Source organism: Streptococcus sp. 151470009-6 (assembly GCF_053628175.1).
On the sequence record NZ_JBSEZF010000005.1, the window covers coordinates 14,966 to 33,940 of the forward strand.

24 protein-coding genes are annotated in these 18,975 nt (G+C 40.9%); 22 read left to right on the top strand and 2 right to left on the bottom strand.

Annotated features, from left to right (window positions below; translation table 11 throughout):
- The first annotated feature begins 112 nt into the window (after positions 1-112).
- The 22 genes from ACUW6H_RS07210 to ACUW6H_RS07315 all read left to right on the top strand — a co-directional run bounded on the left by ACUW6H_RS07210 (position 113) and on the right by ACUW6H_RS07315 (position 18,183).
- Positions 113-352, top strand: a complete 240-nt coding sequence (locus ACUW6H_RS07210; RefSeq protein ID WP_454363415.1) for a hypothetical protein — start codon at positions 113-115, stop codon at positions 350-352.
- Between the two features lie 117 nt (positions 353-469).
- Positions 470-796, top strand: a complete 327-nt coding sequence (locus ACUW6H_RS07215) for an HNH endonuclease (protein WP_454363417.1) — start codon at positions 470-472, stop codon at positions 794-796.
- A gap of 110 nt (positions 797-906) precedes the next feature.
- Entirely contained in the window at positions 907-1,296 is a 390-nt protein-coding gene (locus ACUW6H_RS07220) for a P27 family phage terminase small subunit (RefSeq protein WP_045763065.1), read from the top strand.
- A complete protein-coding gene (locus tag ACUW6H_RS07225) occupies positions 1,289-3,064 on the top strand; it encodes a terminase large subunit (protein ID WP_454363419.1) in 1,776 nt (591 codons plus the stop codon). The genes ACUW6H_RS07220 and ACUW6H_RS07225 overlap by 8 nt, the downstream gene beginning before the upstream one ends.
- Before the next feature lie 19 nt (positions 3,065-3,083).
- Positions 3,084-4,286: a phage portal protein gene (locus ACUW6H_RS07230; RefSeq protein ID WP_454363421.1), complete on the top strand. Its 1,203-nt coding sequence runs from the start codon at positions 3,084-3,086 to the stop codon at positions 4,284-4,286.
- Positions 4,270-4,860: an HK97 family phage prohead protease gene (locus ACUW6H_RS07235; RefSeq protein ID WP_454363423.1), complete on the top strand. Its 591-nt coding sequence runs from the start codon at positions 4,270-4,272 to the stop codon at positions 4,858-4,860. Before ACUW6H_RS07230 ends, ACUW6H_RS07235 begins: the two co-directional genes overlap by 17 nt.
- Positions 4,845-6,008 (top strand): phage major capsid protein, encoded by a 1,164-nt coding sequence (locus ACUW6H_RS07240; RefSeq protein ID WP_454363425.1) that lies wholly within the window; start codon positions 4,845-4,847, stop codon positions 6,006-6,008. The genes ACUW6H_RS07235 and ACUW6H_RS07240 overlap by 16 nt, the downstream gene beginning before the upstream one ends.
- A gap of 11 nt (positions 6,009-6,019) precedes the next feature.
- Positions 6,020-6,310 carry a hypothetical protein gene (locus ACUW6H_RS07245; RefSeq protein ID WP_454363427.1) on the top strand — a complete coding sequence of 97 codons (291 nt, stop codon included), beginning with the start codon at positions 6,020-6,022 and terminating at the stop codon, positions 6,308-6,310.
- Between the two features lie 2 nt (positions 6,311-6,312).
- On the top strand, positions 6,313-6,594 hold the full coding sequence (locus ACUW6H_RS07250) for a phage head-tail connector protein (protein WP_042902961.1): 282 nt from the start codon (positions 6,313-6,315) through the stop codon (positions 6,592-6,594).
- The gene (locus ACUW6H_RS07255) at positions 6,581-6,880 is read left to right on the top strand and encodes a phage head closure protein (protein WP_454363429.1); all 300 of its coding nucleotides are present in this window, start codon (positions 6,581-6,583) and stop codon (positions 6,878-6,880) included. The genes ACUW6H_RS07250 and ACUW6H_RS07255 overlap by 14 nt, the downstream gene beginning before the upstream one ends.
- A complete protein-coding gene (locus tag ACUW6H_RS07260; protein ID WP_454363431.1) occupies positions 6,877-7,236 on the top strand; it encodes an HK97 gp10 family phage protein in 360 nt (119 codons plus the stop codon). Before ACUW6H_RS07255 ends, ACUW6H_RS07260 begins: the two co-directional genes overlap by 4 nt.
- Complete coding sequence (locus ACUW6H_RS07265; RefSeq protein ID WP_454363433.1) at positions 7,233-7,556, top strand: hypothetical protein; 324 nt, start codon at positions 7,233-7,235, stop codon at positions 7,554-7,556. The genes ACUW6H_RS07260 and ACUW6H_RS07265 overlap by 4 nt, the downstream gene beginning before the upstream one ends.
- An 11-nt stretch (positions 7,557-7,567) precedes the next feature.
- On the top strand, positions 7,568-8,146 hold the full coding sequence (locus ACUW6H_RS07270) for a major tail protein (RefSeq protein ID WP_454363434.1): 579 nt from the start codon (positions 7,568-7,570) through the stop codon (positions 8,144-8,146).
- Positions 8,147-8,157: 11 nt separating this feature from the next.
- Positions 8,158-8,577 (top strand): hypothetical protein, encoded by a 420-nt coding sequence (locus tag ACUW6H_RS07275; protein WP_070837058.1) that lies wholly within the window; start codon positions 8,158-8,160, stop codon positions 8,575-8,577.
- 278 nt (positions 8,578-8,855) lie between these two features.
- On the top strand, positions 8,856-11,609 hold the full coding sequence (locus tag ACUW6H_RS07280) for a phage tail tape measure protein (protein ID WP_454363436.1): 2,754 nt from the start codon (positions 8,856-8,858) through the stop codon (positions 11,607-11,609).
- Positions 11,603-12,325: a phage tail protein gene (locus ACUW6H_RS07285; protein WP_454363438.1), complete on the top strand. Its 723-nt coding sequence runs from the start codon at positions 11,603-11,605 to the stop codon at positions 12,323-12,325. Before ACUW6H_RS07280 ends, ACUW6H_RS07285 begins: the two co-directional genes overlap by 7 nt.
- A complete protein-coding gene (locus ACUW6H_RS07290; protein ID WP_454363440.1) occupies positions 12,326-15,766 on the top strand; it encodes a phage tail spike protein in 3,441 nt (1,146 codons plus the stop codon).
- Positions 15,747-15,947, top strand: coding sequence for a hypothetical protein (locus ACUW6H_RS07295; protein ID WP_454363442.1), 201 nt, complete (start codon positions 15,747-15,749; stop codon positions 15,945-15,947). The genes ACUW6H_RS07290 and ACUW6H_RS07295 overlap by 20 nt, the downstream gene beginning before the upstream one ends.
- A 2-nt stretch (positions 15,948-15,949) precedes the next feature.
- The gene (locus ACUW6H_RS07300) at positions 15,950-16,585 is read left to right on the top strand and encodes a hypothetical protein (protein WP_454363444.1); all 636 of its coding nucleotides are present in this window, start codon (positions 15,950-15,952) and stop codon (positions 16,583-16,585) included.
- A gap of 9 nt (positions 16,586-16,594) precedes the next feature.
- Complete coding sequence (locus ACUW6H_RS07305; RefSeq protein WP_015997071.1) at positions 16,595-16,876, top strand: DUF7365 family protein; 282 nt, start codon at positions 16,595-16,597, stop codon at positions 16,874-16,876.
- 14 nt (positions 16,877-16,890) lie between these two features.
- Positions 16,891-17,169 (top strand): phage holin, encoded by a 279-nt coding sequence (locus ACUW6H_RS07310; protein WP_454363446.1) that lies wholly within the window; start codon positions 16,891-16,893, stop codon positions 17,167-17,169.
- 9 nt (positions 17,170-17,178) lie between these two features.
- Complete coding sequence (locus tag ACUW6H_RS07315) at positions 17,179-18,183, top strand: GH25 family lysozyme (RefSeq protein ID WP_454363448.1); 1,005 nt, start codon at positions 17,179-17,181, stop codon at positions 18,181-18,183.
- Between the two features lie 102 nt (positions 18,184-18,285).
- Here the strand turns inward: ACUW6H_RS07315 and ACUW6H_RS07320 are convergent, their stop codons facing one another.
- Together ACUW6H_RS07320 and ACUW6H_RS07325 are read right to left on the bottom strand one after the other, a co-directional pair.
- Positions 18,286-18,465: a helix-turn-helix domain-containing protein gene (locus ACUW6H_RS07320; RefSeq protein WP_084881505.1), complete on the bottom strand. Its 180-nt coding sequence runs from the start codon at positions 18,463-18,465 to the stop codon at positions 18,286-18,288.
- A 142-nt stretch (positions 18,466-18,607) separates the two neighbouring features.
- Positions 18,608-18,757, bottom strand: a complete 150-nt coding sequence (locus ACUW6H_RS07325; protein ID WP_173390505.1) for a hypothetical protein — start codon at positions 18,755-18,757, stop codon at positions 18,608-18,610.
- Between the last annotated feature and the right edge of the window lie 218 nt (positions 18,758-18,975).

Sequence of the window (18,975 nt, forward strand, 5' to 3'; positions counted from 1 at the left end):
AACTCTTTAAAACCTATGCCTAGTAAGGGTTTGAGATTTAGAGTGAGTTTAACAAAATATAAGATATGTGAAGGTGAGGGATGAAATTGGTATAGTTACAAGAGGTATGACTATGATAAAAATACTGAAAAGAATTTTGAATTTGATTTCTAAAAAAATATCAAGCAAAGATAAAATTCAAATTTTAGGAAGCGTTGGCGATGAGACTTTAAACCTCGAAGTAAGCGACATAGGGATACAAGGGGAAATTGTGGTTAGTGAAATTCACCCAGAATCAATTAGATTTTATAAGCATATCAAAGACAATAACAAAATCATTTATATTGGCGAATACAAAAATAAAAAAGAATGAGACAAAAGACATCTTGAAGTCTCACAAAAAAAGGTTTATTATGGTAGCATGGTTTTCTTGTATGAGAAGGGATAGGTCACTGGCCTGTCCCTTTTGTATTGAGAAAGGAGGTTTGAAGTGTATAACAAACCTATCAGACCAACCTTGAAGTCCAAGAAGTGGGAGAAGTTCCGTGATAAGATTATGCGGAAGTTCGACTATCTTTGTCAAGAAAGTTTGAGGTATGGAATTTCGGTAGCAGCTGAAATGGTACATCATATCTTCCCAGTATCTGAATATCCTGAACTTGAATTCGTCGAGTGGAATTGTTTGCCACTAACAAACAAGAAACACAATACGTTTCATGATAGAAAGAATGATAAGATTATCAATCAAGGATTATTTTGGCAAAGAAAGAGAAAAAAGGAATTTGAAGAATTTTATGGATACCCCCCACCTCTTTGAAAATTCATTTTGGGCAGTAGGGTACCGGTGAAGGGAACTTTTTCCAAGTCGGGGGCCTTCAAACAAAAAGGGGGTAAAAACTAAGCGATTTTGACGAAAGGAGGTAGTTTTTGGCTAAACCAATTACAGCGAAGTCGATTAAGTCAAAAGTGGTCAAGCAGATGAAAGACTTGGGCACTTATCGTAAAGAGTTCGAAATGATCATTGACATCTTTGCAGGTATGTTATACCAGTATCAGAAACTTGCTCAAGATTATGCTGACATGGGTTATCCAGTAACAGACACCTACGTCAATAAGGCTGGTGCTGAAAATGAGCGCAAAGTTCCAATCTTGACAGCGATGGAAATTTTGAGGAAAGACATCCTCAGCTACTCTAATCAGTTGATGATGAATCCTAAGTCGCTTGGTGAGGTAGTAGAACAAGAGGGTGAGTCAGTTCTTACTGAGGTCCTGAAGTTTAAGAATGAACTGAAAAAGAAGCGAGTGAAAGATGGATAAAGACTTTGAAAAACGTTTTGCCGATTTTCGCCACGCTACAACCAATCTTGGAAAAGCTAAAGCCTATGTTGATTATGTCCTGAGCTATCAAGAGGAACATAACGAAGAACGGATTTTGGCTGCTGAACGCTTTTTGAGGGATTTGGAAAATCCAGCATATGAGCTTGATGAGGATATAGTGGATTTTGCTGTTCACTTCATTGAGAACTCAATTGTTCATCAGCAAGGAGATGACATGTTTGCCATGTCTATCCGTAACAAGCCTTTGATTTTGCAACCGTGGCAACATTTCACGGTTGTCAATCTCTTTGGGTTCTATCACGCTGGTACGAACGAGCGTAGGTTCAAAGAAGCCTTGATAATGCTGGCACGGAAAAACGGCAAGACCAGCTTTACTGCTGCTATTGCTTTGCTTTATCAGATTTTGGATGCCGATAGTGGTTCAAAATGCTATATCGTGGCCAATTCTGTCAAGCAAGCGCTGGAAGCCTTTAATTTCATCAAGTTCAACGTGGAACGATGGAATGAGAAATCTATCCGTATCAAGGACAATAACCAAGAACACTCTATCACAGCTAATTTTGGAGATGATGGGTCATTCTATATTCAGGCCTTGGCCAACGATGAGAGCCGTTTGGACTCTCTCAATGGCAATGTCACGGTCATCGATGAAGCTCACACGATGAGGAATAGTAAGAAGTATGGTCTTATGAAGAAAACAATGTCAGCATACCGAAACAGTATGCTTTTTGTTATCTCTACGGCTGGTGATATTCCTACTGGATTTCTTGCTAACCGCTTGAAATACTGTCAGAAAGTGCTCAAGCAGTTGGTACAGGATGAGGCTTTATTTATCTTTATTTGTAAAGCCAATCAGACAACGGATGGCGATGTTGGTGACTATCTTGATGATAATGTTTTGAAGATGGCAAATCCGTCTTGGGGTGTCACGGTGTCCATGCCTGCTTTGAGAGCGGAAGCAGAGCAGGCTATGAATGATCCACAGACTAGGAATGAGTTCTTTAACAAGACATTGAATGTCTTTACTAACTCGATGAACGCTTATTTCAATCCTGATGAGTTCATTGCTTCAGATAGTCAATACGATTGGACCTTAGAGGAGCTGGCACGCTTGCCTATCCAGTGGTATGGTGGAGCTGACTTGTCAAGGTTGCATGACTTGACCGCTGCTGCTCTTTATGGGGTTTACCATGATGGTGAGAAAGATGTTGATATTTGCATCACACACGCTTTCTTTCCTCGTGTCAACGCTCAAAAGAAAGCCAATGATGACGGGATTCCACTCTTTGGCTGGCAGTCTGATGGGTGGTTAACAATGAGCAATACTCCGACCGTTCTCTATGATGATATTGTTAAATGGTTCATCAAGATGAGGGAGAAAGGGTTCAAGATTGCTGCTGTTGGGATGGATAGGAAGTTTGGCCGTGAGTTTCTGACGAAGATGAAACAAGCTCGGTTTAAGATGATTGACCAACCACAGCTTTTCTATCTGAAATCTGAAGGATTTAGACGGATTGAGTTCAAAGTTAAGAATAAAGAATTTTACTATCTTCATTCGGACGCTTACGAATACTGTGTGAGCAATGTTAGAGCAATTGAAAAGGTGGATGATGCTGTGCAATATGAAAAATTAGATGGTGACGGTGGTACTGCAAGAATTGACTTGTTCGATGCCAGCGTTTTTGCTTGTATTCAGGCTCTTGCTAATCTTGGTAAGAATCAGAATGTCATGAGCTTCTTTGATTAGAGAAAGGAGGTGAGGAAAGATGGGGCTTTTAGATAGAATTTTGAAACGTGGTAAGAGTCGAAGTGGAACGAATGTTATCACTCATTCAGATTTTGGGCTTTATATTGACGGTGATAGCTATGTGCCTTTGGCTCGAAATCCTGATGTGATTGCTGCGGTCAACAAGATAGCTGACATGGTATCCAATATGACCATTCATTTGATGGAGAATACCGACAAGGGCGACATCCGAATTAAAGACGGATTGGCTCGCAAGATTGATGTAAATCCATGCGACAACATGACTCGTAAGACTTGGATTTTCAAGATTGTGCGTGACTTGTTGTTATTTGGTGATGGTAATTCAGTTCTTCATGTCGAATATGATCCTGTGAATGATTATATTTTGAACCTGAGACCATTCGCAATGAGCGAAGTATCGTTCAAGAGTGACGATGTTGGTTATGTTGTGAATTATCGTGGCATTGACTACAACTCAAGCGAAATCGTGCACTTTGTAATCAATCCTGATCCAGACAATCCATTTGTAGGGACTGGATATAGGCTTGCTCTGAGAGATATTGTTAGGAATTTAAACCTTGCTACTCAAATCAAAAAAGGCTTTATGAATGGAAAGAACGTTCCTAGCCTAATTGTTAAGGTTGATTCTTCGAATGGAGAATTGGGCACGCAAGAGGGACGAGACAAGGTTGCTAAGAAATACTTAACAACAAGTCAGGCAGGCGAGCCGTGGATTATTCCTGATGCCTTGCTAGAGGTTGAACAGGTCAAGCCATTAAGTTTGAAAGATATTGCTATCAATGAATCTGTTGAAATTGACAAGAAAACAGTTGCTGGGCTTTTGGGAGTGCCAGCTTTTATTTTGGGAGTTGGTAGCTTTGACAAAGAAGAATACAACAACTTTGTCAATACAACAGTCATGAGTATCGCTACGACGATCACTCAGACCTTAACGAGAGACTTACTCGTTTCAAATAATCGGTATTTCAAACTTAATGCTCGCTCGCTTTATTCGTATGACATTACAGAGTTATCTTCAGTTGCTGAACAGATGACTAAAAGCATGGCAATGCGTCGAAATGAGTGGAGGGATTGGCTCGGGATGCCGCCTGATCCTGATATGGATGAGCTCCTCGCTCTTGAAAATTATCTACCGCAAGACAGACTTGGGGACCAAAAGAAACTGAAAGGGGGTGAGGAAGAGAATGAACAAACGGAATAGTTATCGTACTGCTCAGTTCAAGACACGAGAAGAAAGTGATACTGGTGATTTGATTTTGAGTGGGTACTTTATCAAGTTTGATGAAGTTACTGAACTATGGCCAGGTTACTTTGAGGTAATCAAGCGAGAAGGTGTTGAAAAAGCCATCAAAGGAGCTGACATCAGGGCATTGTTTAACCATGATGATAGTTTAGTGCTTGGTCGTACTGGTAACGGGACGGTCATTTTGGGAGTTGATGACATCGGGCTTTACGGTGATGTCATCATAAACAAAGATGATCCGCAAGCTGTTGGAGCCTATGCTCGTGTTCAACGTGGCGATGTAATTGGATGTAGCTTTGGTTTTATCCCAATCAAAATCAACACGGAAGAGCAAGCAGATGGTTCGTACCTGGATACTATCTTAGAATTAGAAATCTTTGAAGTAAGTCCATGTACTTTCCCAGCCTATCCGCAAACGGAAATTGCTGCACGACAGAAAGACTTTGAAAGTCAACAGCGTGCTAATCGTGAAGCGCTGGACAAGCGCAAGAAAGAAATTAAGGAGAAATTTAACCTATGCACAAATCATTGATTTTAGGCGCTCGTATGCGCAACAAAGCAGACAAAGTGGTAGAGCTTGAAGAATCAATTAAAGAATTGAACAAGCGCTCTGAACTTGAAGCTAAGAAATTGGAACAAGCTGGAACTGAAGAAGAAGTTTCAGCGGTTGAAAAGAACCTTGAAGACATCCAGAAAGAATTGGATGAAAAGGAAGCAGAAAAAGAACAACTTGAAAAAGAAATCGAAGATTTGAAAAATCAAGTTGAAGAACTAAATCGTAAAGCACCAACTTACCCAAGCAAAGAACATCGTGGAGGACAAAAATTGGAACAACGTGACGCAGTACTAGAATTCATCCGCTCTCGTGGACAAAAACGCACAGGTGTTAAAACAACAGATGTAGGAGCGATTATTCCGAAAGAGGTTTTGGAGCCACAAAAAACACCTGAACGTCAGAACCCACTGCTCAACCTTATTCATATTGTCAAAGTAACAAGTGGTTCAGGTACTTACCCAGTTCTGAAAAAATCAAATCGTAAGATGACAGAAGTTGGTGAGCTTGAAGAAAATCCAGAATTAGGAAAAACAAAAATCACTGAAGTTGATTACAAAATCAAAACCTATCGTGGTGAACTTCCTATTTCTCGTGAAGCTATTGAAGATGCGCAATACGATCTCATCGGAATCCTTCAAGAAGATATCCAAGACCAAGACGAACAAACAAAATTGGCAATTGTTGCGGATGTTATGAAATCCGCAAAAGTTGTAAACGCTAGTGGACTTGATGGAATCAAGGACATTTTAAACACTAAAATTTCATCTGTCTACAAAAAATCACTTGTTGTTACAGATACCATGTTCAATGCACTGGATAAGATCAAGGACAAAGATGGCCGTTACATGATGCAGCCCGACATCACTTCACCAACTGGATACTCATTCTCAGGTAAAACAATTTATCCAGTTGAAGATACACTACTAGGTCAAGAAGGTGAAATGAAATTCTTCATCGGTGATGTCGAATACTTCCTTACATTGTTTGACCGTATGGAATTGACCGTGAATTGGGAAGATAATCATAAATTTGGTAAGAACCTTGCATCATACCTTCGTTTTGATATCAAGAAGACAGATGAAGATGCGGGAGTATTCGGAACCTACACTGATGTTGTAGCTTAAGGAGGTAGCGTATGAGCTATAAAGTAATCCGTCCTTTCAAGGACTTGGCTGATCCTGAAAAACATGACTATGCTGTTGGCGATGTCTTTCCTCGTGAAGGACATGAGCCCACAGATAGCTTTACCAATGGCCTTTTGACTGGTGCCAACACTGCTGGCTCTATCTTCATTGAGGTTTTGGGAGACGATGAACCTAAGAAACCAGCTCCTGAAACAAAAGAAGTGAAAGAAGAGCCCGCAGTTGAGCAGGAAGAAACAGTTGAGGGAACTGCTGAAGAGCCTGCTAAGGAAGTTGAGGAGTAAACATGGACGAAGGTCAGCTTTTGGAATTGCTGAAACTTAAGTTGGGTATTTCAACCGACTTGAGAGACAAGCCGTTAAAAAAAATCATTTCAAGTGTCATCACTGAATTGACCGATAACCTCGGTATCGAGCTTGTTGGTGAGCGTGCTGACCATGAAATGTTTATCGTTGACTATGCTGCTTATCGCTATGAGGGTGGGGTGGATATGCCACGTCACCTTCAATGGCGACTGCATAATTTACAGATAGCATCAAAGAAAGAGGTCAAGAATGTGGAATCATGAAATCACGCTGATCTCTAAAAAAGTCACAGGTAAGGACAAGTTATTACAACCAATCTCTGAAGATGTTGAAGTTACTCTCTTGTGTCAAAAAAAGAGGGTTACTCGCTCTGAATTTTATCAGGCGAACCAAGCAGGGCTAAAACCGAGCTTGGTCGTTGAGATTCGAAATTTTGAGTACGAGAATCAGGAGTTTGCGAAGTTTGAAGGCAAGCAATATCGCATCTTAAAAACCTATCCTATCGATTCTGAAATTTTAGAGTTGACTTTATTAGAGGTATTGAAATGAGCTTAACAAGTGATTTAGCGAATGAAATTGCAAAGGCAATGGCAGAGTACTCTGCTGAGGTAGAAGATAAGATTGACCTGATTGCTGAGGACGTTGTAAACGAAGCCGTTACGGAATTAAAAGCGACTAGTCCAAAACGTTATGGAAAGTATGCTAGAAATTGGCGCTTCAAGAAAAATGCTAAGGGGTCATACGTCATCTACAACGCGGCTCCAACCTATCGTTTAACTCACTTACTAGAAAATGGCCATATTTTGAGAAATGGCGGTCGTAGTCGGGCATTTCCACATATTAAACCTGTTGAGGAGAAAGTTAAAGAAAACTTTGAAAAGCGAATCAAGGAGATCGGGAAATGAAGCAATCAGACTTTGCTGCTATTTTGGAACAGGCAAACTTGCCTGTCACCTATCGAGCGTTTAAAATTGGAAACGCTCCTGACCTACCTTACCTGGTCTATTATGAATCAAGTCCAGTCATCAATGCAGCTGACAACACGGTTAATCATCAGATTAAGAGCGTGACAGTTGAGCTGGCTTTTGAGAGTAAGGATGAAGATTTGGAAGAACGTCTGGAAGAGCTGTGGACAACCCACGAGCTCTTTTTCGATGTTCAAGAAGAAACATTTATCGAGACTGAAAGACTCTATGTCAAGTCTTATACGGTCTATCTATATTAAGGAGGAATGACATGACTCAAGAAAATAAAGTAACCTTTGGTTTAAAAAATGTTCACGTTGCGCCAATCAAATCAATTGGTGCAGATGGAGTGATTGCTTACGATGAAATTTTCCGCTTTCCTGGAGCAATGGAATTGACATTGGATCCAAAGGGTGAATCAACACCAATCAAAGCAGACGACATCGATTATCACTTCATGAACTCAAATGAAGGGTATGAAGGGAAATTCAAAATCTCTCACATTATTGAAATGTTTGCGACTAAGATTTTGGGGGAAATCAAAGATGCTCAGACGGGTGTTTTGACTGAAAAAGCTGATGCAGAATTCACATCATTTGCCTTGATGTTTGAATTTTCAGGGGACAAGAATAAAACACGTCACGTCCTTTACTACTGTTCAGCAAGCCGTCCAGGCAATGGATCAAAAACCAAAAATGGTACAAACGTCAACGAGCGTGAACTTGGCTTTAAGGCAAGTCCTCGTCCTCTGGATTCAGTTGTTAAACGTTCTATCACATCAGCTGATAATAAGGAAATCTATGACAACTGGTTCAAGAAAGTGTATGAACCTACTGTGGTGGCAGCTTAAGGAGAAGATCTATGCGTAAAATCGTTTTGGTTGGTAATCAGGAGTATGAGTTGGGGACCAACGGCTATACTCCTATCGCCTACAAGCAACAATTTGGGAAAGACTATTTTCAAGATTTGTTCTCAATGTTGAAAAATCAATCATTCATGAATGAATTGAACAAGCTGGAAAATGACAAAGAGTTGACAGCAACTGATATTGACGTTTCGATGTTGTCAGATTTTGATATGACCTTTTTCAACCGTCTTTTTTGGACCTTTGCTAAATCTGCAAATCCTCACATCAAACCTTATGAACAATTCTTCATGGAAATGGAAGTCTTTCCGATTCAGGAAGTTGGTCCTGTGTTGATGGAAATGCTGAATGCGAGCATGACGACAAAAAAGCACCAGATGAATCAGAATCAGCTAGCGAAGAAATCTTCACAGTAGAGTCATACTTATCTTGCTGTAAAGAAACCGGTCTGTCTATTGATGATCTAAAGCACATTTCAATCGGAATGGCTCTGGATTATCAGACGGATTATGTGAATTTACGGAGTGAGGATAAGGGTGGCGAACGGAAAGCCACGCAAGCTGATTTTGACAGTTTTTAAATAAAAAAATGAGTGCTGAGAGAGCGATTCTGAGACCAAGTTCGTTGGTCTGGCTGCATTATCAGTCGTAGAAATTCTCTCAGCGCTTTTCTATTTTTTGAGAAAGGAGGAAATATGGCAGGAAATATCAAAGGTATCAAAATTGAAATTGATGGGGACACGCAACCTTTACAGAAGGCCCTGAAGAATGTCAATAAGGCTGCTACTGATGCAAGTCAGGAGTTGAGACAGATTGACAAGGCCTTGAAGTTTGATACAGGAAATGTAACGCTCCTGAATCAGAAACAAGAGGTCTTACAAAAGCAAGTTGCGACGACTAAGGAGAAACTGGAAACCTTGAGACAAGCTCAGTCTCAGGTGGAGCAACAGTTCAAAAATGGTGATATCGGTGCTGATCAGTACCGTGCCTTTCAACGCGAAGTCGAAGTTACTCAAAACGTCCTAAAAGGATATGAGGGTAAGCTTGCAAGTGTGAACCAGGCACTTTCTGAAAATGGGAATGCAACTAAAAGCAACCAAACGCAACTGAAAGAATTGCAGAGCGAACAGAGTCAACTTGCTTCAGAGATGAGCAAGGTGACAAGCTCATTCAAACTGCAAGAAAGTGCTTTGGGTTCAAATGCTAGTGAAGCCGAGAGAAATGCTCTTGCTCAGAAAAAGATTGGTGCCCAGTCTGAGATTGTAAGTAAACAGATTTCAAATCTAGAACAGCAATTGGAAATCACTAAAAAAGAATTTGGTGAGAACTCCACAGAAGCTAACAAGATGGAAGCTGAGCTCAATCAGGCAAAGACCGCTTTTAATCATCTCAATGATGAGATGAAGGGAACCAAGTCCACCGCTGATAGCACTCAAGAAAGCTTGAGTGAAATCTCGAGAAATTTAAGGGCAGAACTACTTCAACAGTTTAGTGAGAAGTTGAGTGCTATTTCAGAAAAGCTTGTGGAAGTAGGAAAAGAAGCGTTAGAAGCTGCTGCTCAAATGCAAGCTAGTAATGCTCAATTTACTACTGTTTTTGGAGATATGGAAACCCAAGCAAGAGAAGCTCTGAATGCTATCGGTCAGGAAATGGATATCGTTCCTGAACGGTTACAGGGTTCGTTTACTCAGATGGCTTCATTTGCTAAAACTTCAGGGTTAGGCACCGCTGAAGCATTGGATCTTACTTCTCGTGCAACTAGGGCAGCAGCAGATGGCGCAGCTTTTTATGACAAGTCTATTGAGAGCGTGACAGAGAGCTTACAATCTTTTTTGAAGGGAAACTTTGCTAACGATGCCGCTCTTGGAATCTCTGCGACAGAGACAACTAGGAATGCCGCTGCAAATAAACTGTATGGCAAATCATTCAAGGACTTGAGCGAAGCGCAGAAGCAACTGACCTTGCTTCAGATGGTCGAAGACGGAAATAAACTCTCAGGAGCTCTTGGACAGGCTGCAAGAGAATCAGACGGATTAGAAAACGTGATGGGGAATCTGAAACAAGCTGGGACCAATGCATTATCTGCTATTGGTCAACCTCTTCTGGAAATGATGATCCCTGTTTTCCAAACCTTGGCAACGATTGTGAAAGGTGTAGCTGAGCTGTTTAATTCCTTACCTGCTCCAGTAAAAGATTTCATTGTCATCTTAGGTGTGGTTTTGACAATTGTAGGAGCCTTAGCCCCCATATTCTTAACCCTGCAAGCTGTGTTTATGTCCTCATTTGGCGCAATGATTGCAGCAGCATTACCAATCATTGGAATTATTTCAGGAGTTGTAGTGGCCATAGCAGCGATTGTTGCTATTGTGAAATATCTCTGGGAAACTAACGAGGGTTTTCGAGATGCGGTCACGATCGTTTGGAATGCGATTCTTGAAGTTATCAATGCAGTCGTATCAGAAATTTCTAATTTTGTCATGAGCATCTTTGGAACGGTTGTTGCTTGGTGGACGGAGAACCAGGAACTTATTCGAGCAAGTGCTGAGACTGTCTGGAATGCTATCTATACGGTTATAAGCACAATTCTGGAAATTTTAGGTCCACTCATTCAAGCTGGTTGGGATAATATCCAACTTGTCATTACAACAGCTTGGGAAATCATCAAGACCGTTGTTGAGACTGCAATAAACGTTGTCCTTGATATCATTCAAGCAGTTATGCAGATCATCAATGGTGATTGGTCAGGCGCTTGGGAAACTATTAAGGGGGTATTCTCTACTGTATGGAATGCTATCCAAAATGTTGTTCAGACCATCTTCACAGCTATCCAATCGTACATTTCAAATACGATAAACGCCATTTCAAGCACAATTTCAAATGTATGGAATGGAATTTCAAGTACAATTTCAAATGTATTAAATGGTATTTCAAGCACTGTTTCAAGCGTGTGGAATGGGATTAAAAATTCCATCGGCAGTGCTATCAATGGGGCGAAAGACCTTGTCAGCACGGCTATCAACACCATCAAAGGATTGTTCAACTTCAGCATTAGTTGGCCACACATCCCACTACCTCATTTCTCTGTAAGTGGTTCGGCCAATCCATTAGATTGGTTGAGCCAAGGAGTGCCAAGCATCAGCATCGAATGGTATGCCAAAGGCGGTATTATGACGAAACCGACCATTTTTGGAATGAATGGCAATAATCTTATGGTTGGTGGTGAAGCTGGGAATGAGGCGGTATTACCACTCAATGATAAAACACTTGGAGCCATTGGTCGTGGAATTGCTCAGACGATGGGTGGAACTTCACCGACCATCAATATTACTATTACTGGTAACACCGTCAGAGAAGAATCTGACATCAGTCGGATTGCTGATGAGGTGGCTCAACGTATTGCTGACGAATTGCAACGTAAGACACAATTGAGAGGAGGGGTTGCATGGTAAAACATAATGAACTTGTGATTGACGGTGTGAGAACATCGTCTTTTCCTTTCAAAGTTATTGTCCACGATTCTCCCTCAATCGCTCTGGGAGAGAGCAAGACGGCCCTCTTGGAGCATAGTGGTATCAGTGGAGCAATTGTTCAGACGAACAAGCATAGGGAATTGGTCAAGAAATCCTATACGATTTACTTGGTCAAACCGACTGAGGAGCAGATGAACCAATTTATGAGTCTGTTTATCCGTGAGAAGTTCTGGCTAGAGAGTGAGCGAGTCAAAACAACTCGACTCTGGTGCTATAAGGTCAATGTGACCGACCTTGAAGAAGTGAAACCTGGTCTTTATATGACTAAAGCAACTTTTACTTGCCACCCTACCAAATACTTTAAAGAAACCGATACACAGAGATTGACAAGAAGTGGGACTTTGACCGTTCAAGGTTCTGCTCTTGCTTTTCCTAAAATCACAATCGTTGGTCAGAGCGCTGCTGAGACTTCGTTTACAATCGCTGGTCAGGTCATCCGTCTTGAACGACTCACTGAGTCGCTTGTGATGGTCAACAATCCTGACAATCCTAGCTTTAAAACGGCAACAGGGAAGCCAGTGAAATGGTCAGGGGATTTTATCACAGTTGATCCAGCAAAAGTGAAGAATGTTGGGGTTATTCTAGGTTCAGGTATTCAATCGCTTGAAATTGAAACTGTTTGGGGGTGGGCATAATTGCTTTATTTACTTAATAAAGATGTGAGGACTGTTCGTTGGAATGGAGAGCCACTTCATGAAGCGACTTCTGCAATTGTTAAAGAGACCATGAATGGCGATTTCACCCTAACTGTGAAATATCCTATTTCTGACTCTGGTATCTATCAGATCATCCAAGAAGATATGTTGATAAAAGCGCCGACTCCTGTTCTTGGTGCGCAGCTATTTCGCATTAAGAAACCTGTTGAACACAATAATCATCTGGAAATCACAGCCTATCACATTTCAGACGATGTGATGCAGCGGTCTATCACACCAGTAAGTGTGACTAGTCAGAGCTGCGGCATGGCTCTTTCTCGCATGGTACAAAACACCAAAACGGCTCTTGGAGACTTCTCATTTAACAGTGATATTCAGGACCGTAGGACATTCAACACGACTGAGACAGAAACTTTGTACTCTGTATTGCTAGACGGCAAGCATAGTATCGTCGGAACGTGGGAAGGCGAGCTGGTTCGTGATAACTTCGCTCTGACAGTGAAGAAGAGTCGTGGTGAGAATCGTGGTGTTGTTATCACAACGCACAAGAATCTGAAGGATTACCAACGCACAAGGAACAGTCAGAATGTTGTCACAAGAATCCATGCTAAATCGACGTTTAAGCCTGAAGGCGCCGAAAAAGAAACAACCATCAGAGTAACTGTTGATAGTCCTCTTATCAACTCATACCCTTATATCAATGAAAAAGAGTATGAGAACAATAACGCAAAGACTGTTGAAGAGTTGCAGAAGTGGGCACAGGCTAAGTTTTCAAATGAGGGCATTGATAAGGTCTCTGATGCTATCAAGATTGAAGCTTACGAACTTGATGGCCAAGTGGTTCACATGGGTGACACAGTTAACCTTAAGAGTCGGAAGCACAATGTCGATTCATTAAAGAAAGCTATTGCTTACGAGTTCGACGCTTTGAAGGAAGAATATATCTCTCTGACTTTTGATGATAAGGCAGGAACTGGTGGTTCTAGAACTTCTGGTGGGCTATCTAGTGCAGCTGATGCCATCCTTGGAGTAACAGAATCTGCACAAGAAGTCGCCCTTGAAAAGGCTCTTCAAAATGCTGACTTAGACTTTGATCATCAAGCTGGATTGCTTAGACAGGAAATTTTGGACGGTATCGAACTTGCCAAAGCCAGAGCCGAAGAGGTCAAGAGACAACTCTCTGACACTATTGACCAGCGCTTCAGCAGCTTTGACAATGGCCCATTACAAGAAGTCAAGCGTAGAGCTGATGAAGCTTTGAAAAACGCTGGTGCAGGTAGTTTGCTAGCTCAAGAGGCTAAGCGAATCAGCGAGCAGGCAACCGCTGATATAACCAAATTAAAAAACGAGGTCGTTGATGGATATGTCGGCAAGAATACTTACCAAGAAGGAATTCGTGGGATTGAGCGACGAATTGAGGAAGTGAAGACATCAACGAATGGCCAAATTGCTACTCAAATCGCTGGGTACAAGCAATCAGTAGATGGCCGATTCACAAGCTTATCTTCTCAACTTGACGGCAAAGCTAATCTTGTAGATTTTCAGCGTGTACAAGAAACAAGCAAACTCTATGAGAGGATTATCGGTAGCAACGAGAATGACATTTCGAATAAGGTTGCTCGCATGGCTCTGACTAATCAACTTTTTCAAGTCGAGGTAGCCAAGTATTCGACGGTCGGTGGACCTAACATGCTCCGAAACTCGAGAGCAGACGACGGATTGAAATACTGGACGGAAGCGAATGGTCGTTTGAGTTTCACATCGCACGTGTACTATTTCAACGGGCAGAAGCGCATGTTTGAGTTGAGACCAGGCGCAGTTGTTAAAAGCCCACGGTTCATTATCAAGCGAAATACTGATTATACGTTGAATATTTTAGGGTTTGACAACAACTCAAAATATTTTAGAGTTTATATTAGTAAACGCGTAAAAGGCTATGTCTCAGACTATCAACAGAGATTGCTGATATTCAATGGTCAGCCTAAAAGGGTTGATGGTCCAGTTTTTGATAATACGAAAGCGATCAAAAAGTCCATTACATTCAACGTCGGTGAATTCGATGAATGTTATCTGCAATTCGAGTACGACCGTAACAATCCTAACAAATGGGGCGGCTTCTTCATGACAGAACTTGATTTCTACGAAGGAACGACTGACCGTAAATGGCAACCAGCTCCCGAAGATGCGACTTTGGAAACAGACAAGACTCTTGAAGCGACTCAAACAAAAATGACTCAGCTCGCTGGCTCTTGGGCCGTTCAGAATATCAATAACGCAGGCGATTTGGTTTCAGGTCTCAATCTTGGAGCTAATGGTCACAATCGACTTGACGGTAAATTGACTCATATCACTGGTGAAACCTTGATTGATAATGCAGTCATTAAATCTGCTATGATAGACAAGCTTAAAACCGCTAATTTTGAAGCAGGATCAGTCACGACTACGATTTTAGATGCTGAAGCAGTAACCGCTGACAAGTTGAGAGTTGACCAGGCTTTCTTTAACAAACTGGTGGCAAATGAAGCCTACTTAAGTCAGCTATTTGCCAAGCAAGCCTTCATTAACAGAGTTAAAAGTATCACGATAGATGCAAGTCAGGTTCAGTCAGGTGTTTTGAGTGGTGATAGGATTTACGGTGGGACCATTACAGGTTCAAACATCTATGGTGGAACCTTAACAGGACACACTAAAATCCAACTAGGTTCTTATGGCTCATTCGATACTACAAATGGCGGTTTACAGATTAATGTACCACGAAGCCATAATACTAAAGATGGGTTAGGAGTGCAGTTCATTGGTTCTTATGGTCGCGGCGAAGATGTTCCTTATGGCATTTTCATTTACAAGGACTCCGATTTTACTACTGGCGGTTACGCAAGTGATAGTGATGAATTCCTACTGACAGTGAGAGGATACATTAAAGCAAAAGGAATCGGCTGGCTCAAGACAGGAAACGGAAGGATTGACGGTGGAACAACCGGTACTATTGGGTTATGGAACTCTGACAATGTATATTTGAGTTTTGGTGGTTCAAGTAATGACATTTATTATAGTTATAACAGCACAGCATATAGCCTGTGGTCAGTTATTAATAAGCATTTCTCAGACAGACGTCTGAAAGACAATATCGTTGATTGCAAGCATAAGGCTCTTGATTATATCCATCAATTCCAGTTTAAGGAATATGACTGGAAGAAGCAAGAGGATAGACCACAACAAGCACACACAAAGATTGGTTTGATTGCGCAGGAAGTTCAAGAGGTAGATCCTACACTTGTTTACGAAAACGGAGATACGTTGAATCTAGACAATCTCAGATTAACTAATATCGCACTCAAAGCAATTCAGGAACTTGCTCTTGAAAATAAAAAACTTACACAAAGATTGGAGAACTTAGAAAATGAACGCAGAACAGCTTAACCAAGCTTTACAAATGACAATTAGTGAAATGTCAACATCTTCAACAAATTCGATGATTACAAGTAATCTCTTGAGCATTCAGTTGAATGAGCAAGTGGCAGAAAATCAAAGACTTCAGGCACGAGTGGATGAGCTGGAAGCTCTGCTTGATGAACAAACTAAACCAGCAGAAGGAGAATAGACATGGCAATCAATGGCTATAACTTATCAACAAAACCGTACTTAAGAATTTCTGGCTCGAACGTTGAGACCGTGGTAGAAATTCAATTATCAGAAGGAAATCGCTACAGCACTAATTCACGATCGTTCCCTGGAGATCGTACAAACGAACCAGAAGATGTCTTGATTCAAGATGTGCTGGACATCCTAAAAGCTGAGCTAGATCCAGGAGCAGCAATCGTCAAAACACAGGCGCAGCTTGAACAGGCCAATCAGAAGATTGCTCAGAATGAGAGTGAACAGAATCGACTCTCTACGCTTGTTAAGCAGACTCAAGAGAACGCTCGTTTGAGCGGTAAATTGCTTCATATCATGGTCTTGAACTCGGTCATGAGCAAGAATATTGCTTATGGCATGACTTACAAGGAGTTAGTTGAGTTGATTCCTCTGGCTGAAGTTGGTAAGACCTACTTACCACATGACCTGATTACCATTGAAGATCCTGAGCACGTTGAAGTAAATGGTGAAGGCAAGCGCATCTTGGTTCAGCTTAATAAGGAATTTACCTACAACGGTGAGCCTGTCAGCGCATTTGTGACAAATGGCTCTCTGGAGCAAAACGGAACGGGTGTCGCTTGGAAATTTGAAGGGAAAGAATAGGAGGTGTGTATGCCAGGATATGAACGATTTCTCGTACAGATCTTCATCACCCTCATCCCTGTGATTGGTCTTTATTTTTCGATGAAGGATAAAGCAACCAAGCAAGAGAATCGTCTTACGATTTTAGAGAAAGATATCGAAAATCTGAACGAATTCAAGACATCAGCCAACAAACGGCTCGATAACCATGATGAACAGAATAAGGCTATCTTAGTACTAGCTGAGCAAGTGAAATCACTTGGTGAGGATGTGAGAGAGCTTAAAAATTTGATTCAAAACAAACAACAGTAAAAGGAGAATAACACATGATCAACTGGAAAGTACGTTTTAATTTAAAAAACAAAACATTTTTATTGCGAGTGGCATTCGCACTAGCTTTGCCAATTCTCGCATATTTCAATCTTAAACTGGAGGACCTGGTCAGTTGGGGAGTCGTTTTAGACTTACTTGGCAAATTCTTTGCGAACCCTTATCTTGTTGGGTTGACGATTGTAAATATCCTAAATATCATTCCAGACCCAACAACATCAGGAATCTCTGATAGTAAAAGAGCATTGGAATACTCAGAACCAAGTGAGGATTAGGAGAGAATAATGAAGAAAAACGACTTATTCATCGACGTATCTAGCCACAATGGATACGATATTACAGGTATTTTGGCTGACATGGGTACACAGAATACTATTATCAAAATTTCTGAAAGTACAAATTATCTAAACCCTTGCTTATCTGCTCAAATTGAGCAATCCAATCCTGTTGGATTCTATCATTTTGCTTGGTTTGGTGGTGATATTGAAGAAGCCGAGCGAGAGGCACGCTATTTCCTTGACAATGTTCCTCAAAAAGTAAAATACTTGTGTCTTGACTACGAAGATCACGCTAGCGGAGATAAACAGGCAAATACAGATGCTTGTATTCGCTTCATGGAAATCCTCAAAGAAAATGGTTATGAGCCAATATATTACAGCTACAAGCCATTCACGCTCAATAATATCTATTATGAGCAGATTCTTGCGAAATTTCCAAATAGCCTTTGGATTGCCGGGTATGGTTTGAATGATGGTACAGCTAACTTTGAATATTTCCCATCCATGGACGGAATTCGCTGGTGGCAATATTCTTCAAATCCGTATGACAAGAACATTGTTTTACTAGATGATGAAGAAGCTAAACCCAAATGGAAAAAAAATGATACTGGATGGTGGTATGAATACCCCAATGGTGATTATCCAAAAGAGAAGTGGGAAAAGATTGATGGTATCTGGTACTACTTCAACGAGAGAGGTTATTCAATAGCTTCTCGATGGTTGAAGGATGATGGAAAATGGTACTACCTCAAAGAAAACGGCGCAATGGCCGTTGGTTGGGCTCTTGTGAATGGAAAATGGTACTATCTTGATGCTTCAGGAGCAATGGTCACTGGCTGGGTTCAATACAAGGACAAACTATACCATCTCAAAGAAGAGAATGGCGCAATGTCTTCAGAAGAACTTGTTAAAGTTGAAGGCGGCTGGTACTACGTCAATGAAGATGGTAGCCGCTCAGACAAACCAGCACTCGACGTATTACCTGATGGACTAATTGTTACCACTAAATAATTTTTTTAATAGAAAGGAAAATTTCTAAAATATTGTTCGAATTGTAACCGCAGGCAGTAGCTTGCGGTTTTTTGTTTGCAATAATAAAAGCAGTGACCGAAATCACTGCTTATCAGCTGTAGCAAATTCATAGAGCTTTTCTGCCGTTAGAAGCGCCATTTTGTCCATGCTTGTTTTTCCTTTTCGGAGGTCAGAAACAGTAGTCCAAGGAACTCCAGCGCCTTGCGAAATAGCAGATGTAGACATCGGGCTGTCTAATAATTCTTGAATAATTTTTCTCATACTTATTTGTCCTTTTTATTTTTTAGATAAATATATACATTGACTGCAATTATAAAAATAGCTATTGCACTAACCATTGCTTTTCCTCTTTTCATTTGATAAAATAGAGGTGTGAGGGGCTTTCGCCCCCACCTCTTAGCGTTTACCTTTTTCTTTTGCGGGATTCGGGTTTACGCTTTTTGTTTTGCCTTGCGACTGTTATTGCAGTCACCAGACTTGCTATAGCAGTTACCGTTTCAGGGATATTATCTATCGCCTTTTCAAGTAACCTAAGCCAATCTTCTTTGTTCAACTTCCTCACCTCCTTTCCTTATCTTGATTATATTATATCACGGTATACCGAGAAAGTCAAGCGTTTTGATGAAGTTTTTTTAAATTTTTTCAAAAAAAATAGACCTTGTCCAGAGGTCGGGGAGTTGGAGGGGACACCCTCCAAAAGCATTGATTTAATAAGATTTTATTTTACCTTTTTCATAATAATCTCCCTATAAAGTCACCGCATTCGGTGGC

Bases quoted from the DNA above. Each gene is read 5' to 3' on its own strand.
- ACUW6H_RS07260 (WP_454363431.1), top strand. From the start codon at position 6,877: ATGAGCTTAACAAGTGATTTAGCGAATGAAATTGCAAAGGCAATGGCA.
- ACUW6H_RS07265 (WP_454363433.1), top strand. From the start codon at position 7,233: ATGAAGCAATCAGACTTTGCTGCTATTTTGGAACAGGCAAACTTGCCT.
- ACUW6H_RS07210 (WP_454363415.1), top strand. From the start codon at position 113: ATGATAAAAATACTGAAAAGAATTTTGAATTTGATTTCTAAAAAAATA.
- ACUW6H_RS07310 (WP_454363446.1), top strand. From the start codon at position 16,891: ATGATCAACTGGAAAGTACGTTTTAATTTAAAAAACAAAACATTTTTA.
- ACUW6H_RS07230 (WP_454363421.1), top strand. From the start codon at position 3,084: ATGGGGCTTTTAGATAGAATTTTGAAACGTGGTAAGAGTCGAAGTGGA.
- ACUW6H_RS07275 (WP_070837058.1), top strand. From the start codon at position 8,158: ATGCGTAAAATCGTTTTGGTTGGTAATCAGGAGTATGAGTTGGGGACC.
- ACUW6H_RS07225 (WP_454363419.1), top strand. From the start codon at position 1,289: ATGGATAAAGACTTTGAAAAACGTTTTGCCGATTTTCGCCACGCTACA.
- ACUW6H_RS07255 (WP_454363429.1), top strand. From the start codon at position 6,581: ATGTGGAATCATGAAATCACGCTGATCTCTAAAAAAGTCACAGGTAAG.
- ACUW6H_RS07300 (WP_454363444.1), top strand. From the start codon at position 15,950: ATGGCAATCAATGGCTATAACTTATCAACAAAACCGTACTTAAGAATT.
- ACUW6H_RS07240 (WP_454363425.1), top strand. From the start codon at position 4,845: ATGCACAAATCATTGATTTTAGGCGCTCGTATGCGCAACAAAGCAGAC.
- ACUW6H_RS07270 (WP_454363434.1), top strand. From the start codon at position 7,568: ATGACTCAAGAAAATAAAGTAACCTTTGGTTTAAAAAATGTTCACGTT.
- ACUW6H_RS07250 (WP_042902961.1), top strand. From the start codon at position 6,313: ATGGACGAAGGTCAGCTTTTGGAATTGCTGAAACTTAAGTTGGGTATT.
- ACUW6H_RS07315 (WP_454363448.1), top strand. From the start codon at position 17,179: ATGAAGAAAAACGACTTATTCATCGACGTATCTAGCCACAATGGATAC.
- ACUW6H_RS07305 (WP_015997071.1), top strand. From the start codon at position 16,595: ATGCCAGGATATGAACGATTTCTCGTACAGATCTTCATCACCCTCATC.
- ACUW6H_RS07295 (WP_454363442.1), top strand. From the start codon at position 15,747: ATGAACGCAGAACAGCTTAACCAAGCTTTACAAATGACAATTAGTGAA.
- ACUW6H_RS07245 (WP_454363427.1), top strand. From the start codon at position 6,020: ATGAGCTATAAAGTAATCCGTCCTTTCAAGGACTTGGCTGATCCTGAA.
- ACUW6H_RS07280 (WP_454363436.1), top strand. From the start codon at position 8,856: ATGGCAGGAAATATCAAAGGTATCAAAATTGAAATTGATGGGGACACG.
- ACUW6H_RS07320 (WP_084881505.1), bottom strand. From the start codon at position 18,465: ATGAGAAAAATTATTCAAGAATTATTAGACAGCCCGATGTCTACATCT.
- ACUW6H_RS07235 (WP_454363423.1), top strand. From the start codon at position 4,270: ATGAACAAACGGAATAGTTATCGTACTGCTCAGTTCAAGACACGAGAA.
- ACUW6H_RS07285 (WP_454363438.1), top strand. From the start codon at position 11,603: ATGGTAAAACATAATGAACTTGTGATTGACGGTGTGAGAACATCGTCT.